Genomic DNA, 13,396 nt, shown 5'->3' with positions numbered 1-13,396 from the left:
GCCTATGTCCTTGATTTCACTCATTGCTATTGCAGGCCCGTCGGGCCGGGTAGCTGGATGAACACGACCAAAGGTAGCTCTTACATGGCAACTGAATCGAAATGCCCGTTCAATCACGCCGCTGGCGGTGGCACGACGAACCGCGACTGGTGGCCGAATCAACTGAACCTGAAGATCCTGCACCAGCACTCGTCCCTGTCCGATCCCCTGGACGAGGGCTTCAACTATGCCGAGGCGTTTAAAAAACTGGATTTTGCGGCGGTCAAAGCGGACTTGAATGCGCTGATGACCGACTCGCAAGACTGGTGGCCGGCGGACTTCGGTCACTACGGGCCGTTCTTTATTCGCATGGCCTGGCACGCGGCCGGTACGTATCGCACCGGTGACGGGCGTGGCGGGGCGGGTTCGGGTCAGCAACGCTTTGCACCGCTCAACAGTTGGCCGGACAACGTCAGCCTCGACAAGGCGCGGCGGCTGCTGTGGCCGATCAAGCAGAAGTATGGCCAGAACATTTCCTGGGCGGACCTGATTGTTCTTACCGGCAACGTGGCGCTGGAGTCCATGGGCTTCAAGACTTTTGGTTTCTCTGGTGGCCGTCCCGATGTGTGGGAGCCGGACGAAGACGTGTACTGGGGTTCCGAAACCAAGTGGCTCGGCGGCGACACCCGCTACGACAAGGCAAATCCTCCCGTGGAAGCGCCGGGCGACGGTCCTCTGGTAGCCGAGCCGGGGAAAAACGAGGAGAGCCGTACCGACCACGGCCGCAACCTTGAGAACCCGTTGGCCGCTGTGCAAATGGGCCTGATCTACGTCAACCCTGAAGGCCCGGAAGGCGAGCCCGACCCGGTCAAGTCTGCCCTGGACATCCGCGAGACTTTCGGCCGCATGGCCATGAACGATGAAGAAACCGTGGCGCTGATCGCCGGCGGCCACGCCTTCGGCAAGACCCACGGCGCCGGACCTGCCGACAATGTCGGTGCAGAGCCGGAAGCGGCGGGCCTGGAACAACAGGGCTTCGGCTGGAAGAACAGTTTCGGCACCGGCAAAGGGCCGGACACCATCACCAGCGGCCTGGAAGTGACCTGGACCACCACGCCAACCAAGTGGAGCAACAACTACCTGGAAAATCTGTTTGGCTTCGAGTGGGAACTGACCAAAAGCCCGGCCGGCGCGCACCAGTGGACTCCGAAAAACGGCGCTGGCGCCGGGATCATTCCAGATGCTTTCGATCCGTCGAAACGGCGTAACCCCACCATGCTGACCTCGGACCTGGCGCTGCGTTTCGACCCGATCTACGAGCCGATTTCCCGACGCTTCCTTGAGAATCCGGACCAGCTTGCTGACGCGTTCGCCCGCGCCTGGTTCAAGCTGATCCACCGCGACATGGGGCCGCTCTCGCGTTACCTCGGTCCGGAAATGCCGGCTGAAGAATTGCTCTGGCAGGACCCGATTCCGGACCTCGATCACGAGGTGGTCAACGACAGCGACATCGCTGCACTCAAGAGCAAAGTGCTGGCCTCGGGGCTGAGCGTTTCGCAACTGGTCTCGACCGCGTGGGCGGCGGCTTCGACTTTCCGTGGCTCCGACAAACGCGGCGGCGCCAACGGTGGACGCTTGCGTCTGGAACCGCAGAAATCCTGGCAAGCCAACCAGCCTGATCAATTGGCCAACGTGCTGGGGAAACTTGAGGGCATCCAGCGCGAGTTCAGCAACGGCGGCAAGAAAATCTCCCTGGCCGATCTGATCGTGCTGGCCGGCAGCGCTGGCGTTGAGCAAGCGGCGAAAAACGCGGGCCACAACGTGACAGTGCCGTTTACGCCAGGACGGATGGACGCGTCGCAAGAGCAAACCGACGTCGAATCGTTCGGCTTCCTCGAACCGATCGCCGACGGCTTCCGCAACTACCTCAAAACCCGCTACAGCGTACCGGCCGAGCACCTGTTGATCGACAAGGCGCAGCAACTGACCCTCACCGCGCCAGAACTGACCGCATTGATCGGCGGCCTGCGGGTGTTGAACACCAACGTCGGGCAAACCAGGCACGGCGTCTTCACCCAGCGGCCAGAAGCGTTGACCAACGACTTCTTCACCAACCTGCTGGACATGGGCGTGGAGTGGAAGCCGACGTCGGATGCGCAGGAACAGTTCGAAGGACGGGACCGCAAAACCGGTGCAGTGAAGTGGACGGCGACGCGGGTTGACCTGGTCTTCGGTTCACACGCGCAGTTGCGTGCGTTGGCCGAGGTGTATGCCAGCAGCGATGCGAAGGAACGGTTTGTTAAGGACTTCGTGGCTGCATGGGTCAAGGTGATGAACCTTGATCGGTTTGATTTGAAGTGATTTAAGCAGCCAACAGCCCGCTGAACCGGTGGCGGTCAGCGGGCTTTTTTTTGCCCTGCATTTATACAACCCCCGTAGGAGCGAGGCTTGCCCGCGAAGGCGATGTGTCAGTCAACATCAATGTTGGATGTACCGCCGCCTTCGCGAGCAAGCTTCGCTCCTACAAGGTCGTGGTGATCTGATCCGTATTTTCCGGTGCCATCTGCCTCTGTAACCAGATCAGCCCGAGTCCCACAATGCCTCACCGGCCCGGCCGCCTGAAGTGAACACACTTCACTGCGCCTGTTGCGCCGCAAACTCAAGTGGTAGGAGGCCTTATGGCTAAGATGGCGATTTTCCTGGGTGGGTTTCTGGTGCTGACCATTTTGATTGGCGTCCTTGCCACGATTTCTCCGACGTGAAGAAACAAAAAGCCCGCTGAACCGGTGACGATGAGCGGGAATTTTTGTAGGCAGCTGTTTAGTCAGTTGCCATCCGCAACCTTGCGTTCAATCTCATCAACCTTCTTCTGCAGCTCCTCCGCATCCTGCTCTTTAACCCGAGTAGAGGAGGGTGTAATCACTTCATCCACGCCTCGGGTATCGTCATCTCGATCCTCAAGATCGCGTTCCACCACATTCACCGGCTTGCCGGATGCATCGGTGGGCGTTGCTTTCGATTCATCGTTCATTTCGCATACCTCCATTGACCGTAATCATTGGAGGCACCGATATCGCGGGAGTTCGAGTTTTCTACGATTCACTCTCGCGCCAGCGCCGTGCCTGAACCAGCACTGCCGGGGCAAAGTGCAGCATCACCATGCGCACCAGGTGATGGGTCAGGATGAACACCACATTCAGCCCACCACTGAATGCGACGATGGCGATGGTTTCGATGGCGCCGGGCATGTAGGCCAGCCACAGCGACAACGGATCGCTGCCCAGCACTCGCGAGGCCAGGACTGCAAATGCGGCGGCGATGAGCACCATCAGCGAGACGGACATCACGCCGGAGCGCCCATGGCGGACCAGATCCGCCAGGGAAATATCCTTGAATTTGGAACCGATCAGCGTGCCGAGGATGACGGTGGCGAAGTTGACGCTCCAGGGCGGCATCTGGAAGTCCGGCAGGAAACCCATCTTGACGTAGACGCCGGTGGCGACGATGGCGGTGAGCATGAACGGTGCCGGAACGCCGATGCGCAGGAGCACGCGACCGATGCCGATGCACAAGGCGATCAGCGACAGAACGATCACCAAGGTGCCCGTGAGCAATGGCGAGGCTTCGGCGAGCACCAGGTTGGTTTGTGCAGGGATGAGAAAACTGACCAGCACGGTAATCGACAGCAACCGCACCAGGTGCACGACGATCACTTTGCCGGACGCCCGCTCAGACTCCAGCAAATCGAACACCGCCGCGAGGGCGCCGGGGTAGACGGCCAGCAGCGAGTCCTTGAGGTTCCAGCCAGACACCCGGAACAGCCAGAAACCGGCCACGGTGATCTGCACGGCCAGGCACACAAACAGAAAGCCCAGGCTCGGGAGCAGCGCGGCGGCGGTGTGGCTGTCCCAGGCCTTGAACATCAGGCCGGTGGCGATTCCGAGCACGACTTGTACGTAGCCGAGGCCCAAAGGCACGGTCGGCGCAAAGTGCAGGTTGCTGGCGATCAGTGCGCTCGTGAGGATGGATCCGAGCAACAGGCCGTGGGGCACGCCGGCGTATTGCAACGCCGCGCCTACCCCTGTGGCGATGAGCAAACACAGTAGGGTTTTCATGAGTCTTCCTTGATTCTAGTTGTTTCTCAATGTTTCAAACCATGCACGTTCTCCCATTGATTCGCCTGCAGCGTCAAGCAAAAGGCGCTGCGCTTATTCCACAGGCGTCGGAATCTGCATCGGCGCGCTTTCCCCCATCGTGCTGTATTGCTCACGCAGGGCGCGCAGTTCTTTGGTCCCGAGCTTGTCCAGGCACAGTGCCGCGTTTTGCGCTTCGTGGGTGGCGCGAAGCAGCTCGTCGATTTTCAAATGCAGAATGTCGTTGTCGCGGTTTTGGGTGTTTTGAATCAGGAAAACCATCAGGAAGGTGATGATGGTGGTCGAGGTGTTGATGATCAGTTGCCAGGTGTCGTTGTAATGGAAATACGGCCCGGTGCACGCCCAGATGCCGATCAGGGCAATGGCGAGCAGGAAGGTTTTGGAGCTGCCGGCCCAGTTGGAGAGGGATTGACAGAATTTTGCGAATTTCATGGCCGTGGTTCCTGAGGGTGGGTGAACCATGGACTGCGGCGAGTTCTTGAAATTCTTTTTTACATTTAGACAGTCCGACGAAATGTCGTTTTTTTGGCTGGAGGTGTCTGGCTTGCGGGCTGTGGTGGTGTTGAGGGTCTCTTCGCGGGCGAGCCTCGCTCCTACAGGGGAGGAGGTGTTGGTCGGGGGCGGGACTGGCTGAGCAGTTGTCTGAAGGCTTGTTTGTCGATCGGGCGGCTCATGTAGAAGCCTTGCACTTCGTGGCATTGATCGGCGCCGAGGATGTTCAGCTGTTCTTCGGTTTCGACGCCTTCGGCGGTGACAGTCAGGCCCATGGCTTTGCCCAGCCCGATGATTGCCTGCACCACGGCGCGGTCGTTGCCGCCGCTGCCCATCGAGGCGATGAAGCGTTTGTCGATTTTGATGCCATCGAACGGGTAGGCGCGCAGGTAGCCCAGCGAAGAATAGCCGGTGCCGAAGTCGTCCATGTTCAGGCGCACGCCGAGTTCCTTCAAGGCATTCATGGTGGTGAGGGCGCCGTCGATGTCGTTGAGCATCACGTTTTCGGTGATCTCCAGTTCGAGACGGCTGGCCGGGAAGCGCGTTTCGACCAGTACCTCGCGGACATCCTCGACCACGTCGCTGCGGGCGAATTGGGCCGGGGACAGGTTGACCGATAGCATGAGGTTGTCCGGCCAGGTGAGCGCGGTCTCACAGGCTTCGCGCAGGACCCAGCGACCCAGCGGCACGATCAGGTCAGTTTGTTCGGCCAACGGAATGAACAAGTCCGGCCCCAGCAGCCCTTGGCTCGGATGCTGCCAGCGGACCAGCGCTTCAACCGAGACGATTTCCTTGCCGTCCACTTTGTAGCGCGGCTGGTAATGCAGCACAAACTCATGTCGTTGCACCGCCAGCCGCAGGTCGTTTTCCAGTTGGCGACGATGCTGGATCTGGTCGCTCATGTGCGCTTCGAAATAGCACCAAGTGTTTTTACCGTCGGACTTGGCCTTGTACAGGGCAATGTCGGCACAGCGGATCAGTTCGCTGGGCACATAACCCAGGCGTCGGCTGAGGGCGATGCCCAGGCTCGCGCCGATATGCAGGGCGTGCTGTTCATAGTGGATGGGCCGGTGCAGGCTTTCGATCAGCCGAGAGCAGAACTTGTCGACCTCGCTGCGGCTGTCCATGTTGTGCAGCACCACGACAAACTCATCGCCACCCAGCCTGGCCACGATGTCATGGTCGCGGGTGCACTCGCGCAAACGCGCGCCGACTTCCTGCAACACCACATCGCCAGCGGGATGGCCGAGTGAATCGTTGATCGGTTTGAAGTTGTCCAGGTCGAGCATCAATAACGTCAGCGGCGCCGAGTGCTCCTTGAGCAGCAAGGCCTCTTCCAGATAGCGCGCGAGCTTGTTGCGGTTGGGCAGTCCGGTCAGCGCGTCGTGCATCGACAGGTGCTGGATTTGCGCGTGGGCGGCGACTTCATCGGTGATGTCGCTGGCCGTACCCCGGTAACCAGCGATGCGCTGGTTGTCGAAGATCGGTCGCGCAGACACCCGGCAGTAGCGCTGTTCCCCGGTCTGATCGCGGTAGGTGCAGCGCAGGTCGCTGACACTGGTTTCTTCGGTCAGTTTGTTCAGCCACAGGGCCAGCGGTGTGGTGTCGCAATACAGCAGTTGCTCGATGTTCAGTCCCAGCCATTGTTGATCGGAGAAGCCCGTGACGGCGCTGAAGCGTCCGGACAAGTAGGTGATGAACTGGCGCTGATCGATTTCCCAGATCCAGTCGGACGCCGCTTCCGCCACCGCGCGAAAGCGCTCTTCACTGGCCTCCAAAGCGTGATTGGCGGTTTCCAGCGCCTGGTTGGAGGCTTGCAACACTTCATAACTGCTGTCGACGTATCGGGACGAGCGCAGCGCATAGCGGAAGAAATATGCGGTCAGCAACATCAGCAACACCAAGGTCCCACCCAAGGTTGGCAACAACGACCACAACAAATGCTTGCCGGGCCGATCGAGTTCGGCGATCAGGCTGTAGCCGGTGCTGTCCAGCGGCACTTGCTGCTGGTTTTTGGCGAGGGAGCCATCGAGGGCGAGTTTCAGATTTTCCAGACCATAGCTGGTGCCGAGGGCATGCAGTTTGGCCGTGCTCAGTTGATCGACGAACACGAGCACTGACGTGGTTTTCGGATCTTCAATCGGACGCTCGTCATTCGGCATGATCGCCTCGGCGGTCAACAATGCGGGCGCTCCTTCGAACATCGTGTACAGGCTCACCGGTTTGGTCAGTTCCTCCTGGCTCTGGACCTGCTCGATCAACGCGGCGGCAGACGCCGTCAGGTAACTGGAAAATTCCTCTTGGACCAATTGCCCGCGAATCACCGCGTATTTGGTGCGTGCCCGATCGAGCACGAACACGCCCTCGTAGCCATCGCTGGTGAACATGGTTTTGCCCATGTTCTGCTGGGTGTACGCCCAGTCAGTGTCCACTTCGCCGTTCAAATGGTCATAGGCGGAGGTCCAGAAGGCGTAACTGGTGATGTAGTTTTTCGACGCGGTGATGCGGTTTTCCAGCGCGCGGGCGGTGTAGAAACGGGTGTCGTTGATGTCTTCGGCGTCGAGGCCGGTGGCGATGCTGAACAGCGCGCCGACCACCATGCACACGCCGACGATAAACAGAATCGCCATCGCAAAAGCCAGGCGTCGGGTTACAAGGTTTTGTCGCGTGGGAGCGGGGGCCGTATAGGCTGAGACATCCATGCACTCGTCCTTGATCCATTGTCGCGGCGGGTGGGCGGCCCTGGCTGATGCACTGGTCAGGCTGCCCGGCGATCCAGTCATTTGCGACGGTCGCTGATGAATCTATGGGCGTGAGTATAGGTGGCGTGGGGGAGAGTGTTGGGATCGTTGGGAATTGGCGGTGCTGGCCTGGCGCCTTCGCGGGCAAGCCTCGCGCCTACAAGGGATCTTCTACTCCTCGTAGGAGCGAGGCTTGCCCGCGAAGAGGCCCACCCAGCAACCACAAAACCCGGATCAATTCGAGGTCCGTCATCCTGAGATAGACTCAACAAGGTGCATCAACCGGCAGGAGTGACCACTGTGGCGCGATTCAAATGGATTCGCTGATCACCGCAGCAGCGCGAGCACTGGCGGCGGGTGATCCCCTCGGTGCGCTGAACCGCATCGCCTTGCGTGAAGACGCGGCGGCGTTGGCCCTGCGGGGCATTGCGATGGCGCAGCTCGGCGAGCTTCTGCGAGCACGGACACTGGTGCAGCGAGCAGCGCGGGCCTTCGGGCCAAAAGAGGCGTTGGCGCGAGCGCGATGTGTGGTCGCCGAGGCCGAGATCGCGTTGGCGTCACGGGACCTCGGTTGGCCGGTCAAGAAGCTCGATGCCGCACGACTGACGCTTGAGGCCCACGGCGATTTCGTTAATGCCGCTCATGCGCGGTATCTGGAGATTCGGCGTCTGCTGCTGATCGGACTCCTGGATGAAGCGCAGCACACACTCGCCGAACTCGATCCCGCGCCGTTGCCGCCAGCCCTGCGTGCGGTGCATGAATTGGTGATGGCCGGAATCGCGATGCGGCGCCTGCAATCCAACACCGCACGGGCGGCCCTGACCCGAGCCGAAGCGGCCGCCCGTGATGCCGCGATCCCGGCACTGACTGCCGAGGTCGAGCACGCCACGCTGATCCTCGACACGCCCGTCGCGCGGCTGATTGCCCATGGTCAGGAGCGACCGGTGTTGCTGGCGGAAGTTGAAGCGCTGCTCGCCTCGACGTCGCTGGTGGTGGACGCCTGCTGCTACAGCGTGCGCGGTGCTGGCATGTCGGTTTCTCTGGCTTCACGGTCGGTGTTGTTCGCCATCGTTCGGGCGCTGGCCGAGGCCTGGCCGGGCGACGTGTCGAGAGAATCGCTGATCGCCCGGGCCTTTCGCCTGAAGCTTGGCGATGAGTCCCATCGCGCCCGTTTGCGCGTCGAAGTCGGGCGCCTGCGTGCGGCGCTGGAACCCCTGGCCAGCGTGACCGCTACCTCGCGCGGTTTTGCGTTGGTGGTGCGCGGTGAAAGTGACGTCGTGCTGTTGGCGCAGCCTGTCGAGGAGAAATACGCAGCGTTGTTCGCGTTTCTTGCCGATGGCGAATCGTGGTCGAGCTCCGCTCTGGCGCTGGCGCTCGGCACCAGTCAACGCAGCGTGCAACGGGCACTCGATACGCTGGCGGCGGAGGACAAGGTGCAGTCATTCGGACGTGGCCGGGCGCGGCGCTGGATGACCCCGCCGGTGCCCGGTTTCGCGACGACTTTGTTACTCACGGCGCCGCTGCCCAGTGATTAGGATCACCTCACCAACCCGTGACTGAGGAAGCGATCATGAAAAACTCAACAGCTGAAATACTCCGTGAATATGGACCCTTTGCCGGTGTCGACGCCGTGCATGGCGTGACCTGGGACGGCCAGCGTGTCTGGTTCGCCAGCGGCGAAAAACTCAACGCCCTCGACCCGGCCAGCGGCCAGACCTTGCGCTCCATCGACGTCACCGCCGATGCCGGCACTGCGTTCGATGGTGAGCACTTGTTCCAGATCGCCGCCGATCGCATCCAGAAAATCGACCCCAAGACCGGCCGCGTGCTGCACACCATCCCCGCACCGGGCAACAGCGATTCGGGCCTCACTTGGGCCGAAGGGACACTGTGGGTGGGCGAGTACCGCGACCGCAAGATTCATCAGATCGACCCTGAGACCGGCGCGATCCTGCGCACCATTGAGTCCAACCGTTTTGTCACCGGCGTGACCTGGGTCGAAGGCGCGTTGTGGCATGGGACCTGGGAAGGTGATGAGAGCGAATTGCGGCGGATTGACCCGACCACCGGCGAGGTGTTGCAGAGCGTGAAAATGCCGGCGGGGGTGGGTGTTTCGGGGCTGGAGTCGGATGGTGGCGATCAGTTCTTTTGCGGCGGTGGTGGCAGTGGAAAAGTGAGGGCGGTGCGGCGGCCGAGATGAGCCCGTATGAATAGTTCTGCGGAGACTGTGATGGCTTCTTCGCGAGCAGGCTCGCTCCCACAGGTGACCGCGTTCTCCCGAAAGGAATGCGGCCAAGTGTGGGAGCGAGCCTGCTCGCGAAGAGGCCCGCACAGACAAAGAACACTCCGAAATGTGCCGTATGATTGCGTCTCCCCCCAGCCAGCCACAAGGACCACCCCATGGCTTCCAGCAAACGCGAACAAGCCCACATCGAACGTCGCCTCGTCGCAACCCTGACCGAAGCCTGTGAAACCGCCAAAGCCGAAATCATCGGTTTCACCTGGCTAACCCACGAAGTCGACTACACCCGTTTCCCCTCCAGCCTGCGGGTGATCTGGGTCTTCAATACCGAAGCCGAGAAAAATCAGGCATTGGCCAACGGGCAGGGCGCGCGCATGGTCGAACTGACCACGTTCGCGTTAACCGAAGCAGAAGTGCTCGTCAGCCCGGTAGCCGCTCATGTGCAGTTCGACTCCGAAGAGCAATGCCAGCGAGTCAACGGCGGGAACTGGGTGCAACGCTTGGCGCCCAAGCGTTCGACGGGTGTGTGACCTACGCGATCAACGTAGGAGCTGCCGAAGGCTGCGATCTTTTGATCTTGCTTCTCGGGTGCTGCCAAAGACGCCAAAAGATCGCAGCCTTCGGCAGCTCCTACAGGGAACGAATTTCAACGCCATAACCGCACTCACAATCCGGCGCTGATCAACTTGAGGTACTCGGGGCTTTCGGAAATTGAGTTGTGCCCAACCCCCGCAATAACCTTCATCGACGCCACACCTGGATTGAAATGCCCATAGAGCCGATCTGTGCTCGAACGCGGGATCACTTCGTCGTTTTCAGCGGCGATCAAGAGCGTCGGCACGCTGATGTGTTCGGCGTATTTGCCTGAGTCAAAGGTGTCCTTCAACAACCACTTCACCGGAAAAACCGGGTACTGGCGAACGGCGAGTTCCAACAGGCTGTTGTAGGGCGTGATCAGAATCAGCCGCGCCGCCGGGCGTTGGCTGGCGAGGCGAATGGCGACGCCGGTGCCGAGGCTGCGACCGACCACCGCCACCTGTGGATGTTCGGCGTAAACCCGGTCAAACAAATCCAGGGCATCGCGCGCGATGGCCTCTTCGGAAGGCGAGCCGGAACTGCCACCGTAGCCCCGGTAATGCAGCAGGTAGATCGCCTGATCCGGGAACGCTTCGGAAAACGAAGGCAGGTTTTGCGAGACATCTTCGGCATTGCCGCCAAAGTAGATCAACGCCTTGGGGCCGTCGTAGGGCCTGATGGATACCTGCAAATCCGCGTCGGCTACCGAGAGTTTGAGCACCGTGTCCGCTGTGGTCATTGCGCCGGGTTGCGGGAAGTAGATCAAGGCGCGTTGAAACACGAACAACGCCAGGCACAACAGCAGGTAAAGGGCTGCAAGCGCTACGAGGATGTACACCAGGGTTCGTGGCATTCGGCTGATTTTTCTGGGTGGCATTGACTGCTCGGGGCTGACGACAGCTTTCGCTGATCATTGTCGCAGTCTAGTCCAACATGAGATCAAAAGATCGCAGCCTTCGGCAGCTCCTACGTTGGAATGCGTACACCTGTAGGAGCTGCCGAAGACTGCGATCTTTTGATCTTTTTAGCGTCACATCAGGGTGTTTTGCGGCAACCCCAACAGCCCCGTCAGCGTATTCATGATCACTTGCTGCCGCTCCCGATCCACCTGGTGCAACGCCTCCGCAGCAGCCACATCCGCCGCACAATGCGGGCAAGTCACTTCGTGTGGATGGATGTACTGCAAACACCCACGGCACAGCGCCAATTGCGTCGGCACGCGGCCTTCATCCGGCGATTTCTGGCCCTGATTCGCCCAGGCCAGTTTGATCACCTGACCGCTGTCACTGACGCAACTCACCGTTTCGCCGGTCTCGATGCGCTCGGTGATCAAGTCAAAACGTCCCACAGCGAATGACTTCTGCGCCGCGTCCTCCAGTTTCACAATTCGCTCGCGCAGCCCACGTTTTTGCAGGTCCAGGGCGCGGTAATGGCAGTAGGGATTGTTGCCGGGTTTGCCGAGCAACGAGTGCGAAGTCCAGGTGCAACCGCCACGGCAGACGTCGTTGTAGTAGCAGCTGCGGCAGTAGCCCCACAGGTCATCGACCGAGCGCAGGCGACCGAAGTGCATGCCTTCGCTGTAGTGCCAGATGTCGTGCAGGCTCATGTTGCGCACATTGCCGCCGGAAAAGCCGACGGTGGCCAGCGACGGGCAGCCTTTCACCGTGCCATCGGCCTCCAGCGCCAGCACGGTTTGCCCGGCGGCGCAGCCACTCCAGTGCACGCGTTCGTCGCCGAAACCTCGCCACATGTGCTCATACGGGCCGTAGTAGCCAATGTTGTTGCCCACGTTCATCAGCAGGCCGCGATCGACGCCTTCGCGGTACAGGCGCGCGAGCAACGGCATCACTTCCAATAGTTGATAGGGTTGCAGCAACAGCTCCGGATGATCCACGGCGTTGCCCATGGCGACGGTCAACTGGATCTGCCAGTGGGTGGCGCCGAGGTCGATGATCAGGTTCATCAGTTCGGGCAAGTCGGGCAGGGTGGCGGCGCCGATCTGGGTGTTGACGCTCACCGCCAGCCCGGACTGTTTGGCGCGGCGCAGGGTGTCCACGGCTTTGTCGAATGAGCCGGGCACGTTGCGCACCGCATCGTGCAGCGGCGCCAGTCCGTCCAGCGAGACACCGACGCCATTGAGCCCGGCGTCCACCGCGGCCTGCATTTTTGCTGGGGTGAGGTTGCGGCCACCGGTCTGGATCGCGCAATACATGCCGTGGTCGTGGATGGCCTGGATCAGCCGGGTCCAGTCCTTGCGCAGATAGGCTTCGCCGCCAATCAGGGTGATCTCGCGGGTGCCAAGCGCCGCCAGGGAATCAATGACGTCGAGGCATTCCCGGGTGTTCAATTCATCGGGGCGGCGGTGCCCGGCGCGGGAGCCGCAGTGCAGGCATTTGAGGTCGCAGGCCAAGGTGATTTCCCAGACCACATGCACCGGCACGTAGCGCTTGAGGTCGGTTTCACTGAGGTAGCGGGCAGGGCGATTGTCTGACATGGGAAATCCTTGCGCACCGACATGTGCGCGGCACGAATCCATCGTAGTTGTGGCGAGGGAGCAGGCCCTCGCCACGGATCACTCCAATCACTTCACTGACGGTTTAGCGCGCTTCCAGACGCGCAATTTCCGCGTTCAATTGCTCCAATGCACCGCGCAGGGCGCCGCTGTGAGCCAGTTGCTGTTCGCCCTTGCTCACCACCGATTTCAACTGCGCCAGATCACCACTGGCTTGCGCCTGTTGTACCGCGACGGCGTACAGCGGCAGGGCGTGGTGCGGGTGTTCCGGGGTGATAACGATGGGGGCCGGGCTGACGGCGGCGTGTTTGATCTCATGCCAGATCCCCTGCTCGTTGTACCGATAATCGACAAAACCGCTGATCCAGTCGGCACCGAGGATGCCCCTCAAATGAAAGGTCTGGGCGATCTGGCTGAGCGGGCCGCTCGGGCTGCCATCCAGGGTCAGGATGATGTGGCTCTCGGCCGTCGGAATCAGTTTGACCTCGGAATACGCACCCCACACCCGAGCATGAAAGTGCACGGGCGGATGGGTGGTTTGAACGAGGCTGGCAACCCCGCTGACTTTCTTTTTAACCGTATCCACCAACAGGTCGAGGGTCAGGACCGGGGCGCCGAGCAGATGATTGCTGACGTTGAGGCGTGTGTGAAAAAGTCCGATAGACATGGTGCAACTCCCTTGAGTGTTTTCAGGACAAGC

11 protein-coding genes are annotated in these 13,396 nt (G+C 60.8%); 4 read left to right on the top strand and 7 right to left on the bottom strand.

Annotation, left to right across the window (positions count from 1 at the left end; all coding sequences use genetic code 11):
- Positions 1-84 precede the first annotated feature (84 nt).
- Entirely contained in the window at positions 85-2,340 is a 2,256-nt protein-coding gene (katG, locus tag LOY68_RS20085; protein ID WP_265039394.1) for a catalase/peroxidase HPI, read from the top strand.
- 463 nt (positions 2,341-2,803) lie between these two features.
- Here the strand turns inward: katG and LOY68_RS20080 are convergent, their stop codons facing one another.
- The 4 genes from LOY68_RS20080 to LOY68_RS20065 all read right to left on the bottom strand — a co-directional run bounded on the left by LOY68_RS20080 (position 2,804) and on the right by LOY68_RS20065 (position 7,327).
- Positions 2,804-3,010: a hypothetical protein gene (locus tag LOY68_RS20080; RefSeq protein WP_265039392.1), complete on the bottom strand. Its 207-nt coding sequence runs from the start codon at positions 3,008-3,010 to the stop codon at positions 2,804-2,806.
- A gap of 61 nt (positions 3,011-3,071) precedes the next feature.
- Positions 3,072-4,094 (bottom strand): AbrB family transcriptional regulator, encoded by a 1,023-nt coding sequence (locus tag LOY68_RS20075; RefSeq protein ID WP_265039391.1) that lies wholly within the window; start codon positions 4,092-4,094, stop codon positions 3,072-3,074.
- A gap of 93 nt (positions 4,095-4,187) precedes the next feature.
- Positions 4,188-4,565, bottom strand: a complete 378-nt coding sequence (locus tag LOY68_RS20070) for a low affinity iron permease family protein (RefSeq protein ID WP_163913923.1) — start codon at positions 4,563-4,565, stop codon at positions 4,188-4,190.
- 161 nt (positions 4,566-4,726) lie between these two features.
- Positions 4,727-7,327 (bottom strand): EAL domain-containing protein, encoded by a 2,601-nt coding sequence (locus tag LOY68_RS20065; protein WP_265039389.1) that lies wholly within the window; start codon positions 7,325-7,327, stop codon positions 4,727-4,729.
- A 353-nt stretch (positions 7,328-7,680) separates the two neighbouring features.
- Here LOY68_RS20065 and LOY68_RS20060 point away from each other — a divergent pair, with 353 nt between their 5' ends.
- From LOY68_RS20060 to LOY68_RS20050, 3 genes are all read left to right on the top strand, one after another.
- On the top strand, positions 7,681-8,901 hold the full coding sequence (locus LOY68_RS20060) for a helix-turn-helix domain-containing protein (protein WP_265039387.1): 1,221 nt from the start codon (positions 7,681-7,683) through the stop codon (positions 8,899-8,901).
- Between the two features lie 35 nt (positions 8,902-8,936).
- A complete protein-coding gene (locus tag LOY68_RS20055; RefSeq protein WP_265039385.1) occupies positions 8,937-9,566 on the top strand; it encodes a PQQ-binding-like beta-propeller repeat protein in 630 nt (209 codons plus the stop codon).
- A 200-nt stretch (positions 9,567-9,766) separates the two neighbouring features.
- Positions 9,767-10,138, top strand: coding sequence for a hypothetical protein (locus LOY68_RS20050; RefSeq protein ID WP_265039384.1), 372 nt, complete (start codon positions 9,767-9,769; stop codon positions 10,136-10,138).
- 134 nt (positions 10,139-10,272) lie between these two features.
- Here LOY68_RS20050 and LOY68_RS20045 read toward each other — a convergent pair whose 3' ends face one another.
- The 3 genes from LOY68_RS20045 to LOY68_RS20035 all read right to left on the bottom strand — a co-directional run bounded on the left by LOY68_RS20045 (position 10,273) and on the right by LOY68_RS20035 (position 13,363).
- Positions 10,273-11,061 carry an alpha/beta hydrolase gene (locus LOY68_RS20045; protein WP_265039382.1) on the bottom strand — a complete coding sequence of 263 codons (789 nt, stop codon included), beginning with the start codon at positions 11,059-11,061 and terminating at the stop codon, positions 10,273-10,275.
- A 153-nt stretch (positions 11,062-11,214) separates the two neighbouring features.
- Positions 11,215-12,678, bottom strand: coding sequence for a GDL motif peptide-associated radical SAM/SPASM maturase (locus LOY68_RS20040; RefSeq protein ID WP_265039380.1), 1,464 nt, complete (start codon positions 12,676-12,678; stop codon positions 11,215-11,217).
- 103 nt (positions 12,679-12,781) lie between these two features.
- Positions 12,782-13,363 (bottom strand): DUF1842 domain-containing protein, encoded by a 582-nt coding sequence (locus tag LOY68_RS20035; protein ID WP_265039379.1) that lies wholly within the window; start codon positions 13,361-13,363, stop codon positions 12,782-12,784.
- Positions 13,364-13,396: the final 33 nt, after the last annotated feature.

Source organism: Pseudomonas sp. B21-053, assembly GCF_026016365.1.
In the GTDB taxonomy this organism is placed as follows: domain Bacteria; phylum Pseudomonadota; class Gammaproteobacteria; order Pseudomonadales; family Pseudomonadaceae; genus Aquipseudomonas; species Aquipseudomonas nunensis.
The sequence above is the reverse complement of the archived record's forward strand: the minus strand, read 5'-3'. Positions and strand labels throughout refer to the sequence as shown.

Bases quoted from the DNA above. Each gene is read 5' to 3' on its own strand.
- katG (WP_265039394.1), top strand. From the start codon at position 85: ATGGCAACTGAATCGAAATGCCCGTTCAATCACGCCGCTGGCGGTGGC.
- LOY68_RS20080 (WP_265039392.1), bottom strand. From the start codon at position 3,010: ATGAACGATGAATCGAAAGCAACGCCCACCGATGCATCCGGCAAGCCG.
- LOY68_RS20075 (WP_265039391.1), bottom strand. From the start codon at position 4,094: ATGAAAACCCTACTGTGTTTGCTCATCGCCACAGGGGTAGGCGCGGCG.
- LOY68_RS20070 (WP_163913923.1), bottom strand. From the start codon at position 4,565: ATGAAATTCGCAAAATTCTGTCAATCCCTCTCCAACTGGGCCGGCAGC.
- LOY68_RS20065 (WP_265039389.1), bottom strand. From the start codon at position 7,327: ATGGATGTCTCAGCCTATACGGCCCCCGCTCCCACGCGACAAAACCTT.
- LOY68_RS20060 (WP_265039387.1), top strand. From the start codon at position 7,681: ATGGATTCGCTGATCACCGCAGCAGCGCGAGCACTGGCGGCGGGTGAT.
- LOY68_RS20055 (WP_265039385.1), top strand. From the start codon at position 8,937: ATGAAAAACTCAACAGCTGAAATACTCCGTGAATATGGACCCTTTGCC.
- LOY68_RS20050 (WP_265039384.1), top strand. From the start codon at position 9,767: ATGGCTTCCAGCAAACGCGAACAAGCCCACATCGAACGTCGCCTCGTC.
- LOY68_RS20045 (WP_265039382.1), bottom strand. From the start codon at position 11,061: ATGCCACCCAGAAAAATCAGCCGAATGCCACGAACCCTGGTGTACATC.
- LOY68_RS20040 (WP_265039380.1), bottom strand. From the start codon at position 12,678: ATGTCAGACAATCGCCCTGCCCGCTACCTCAGTGAAACCGACCTCAAG.
- LOY68_RS20035 (WP_265039379.1), bottom strand. From the start codon at position 13,363: ATGTCTATCGGACTTTTTCACACACGCCTCAACGTCAGCAATCATCTG.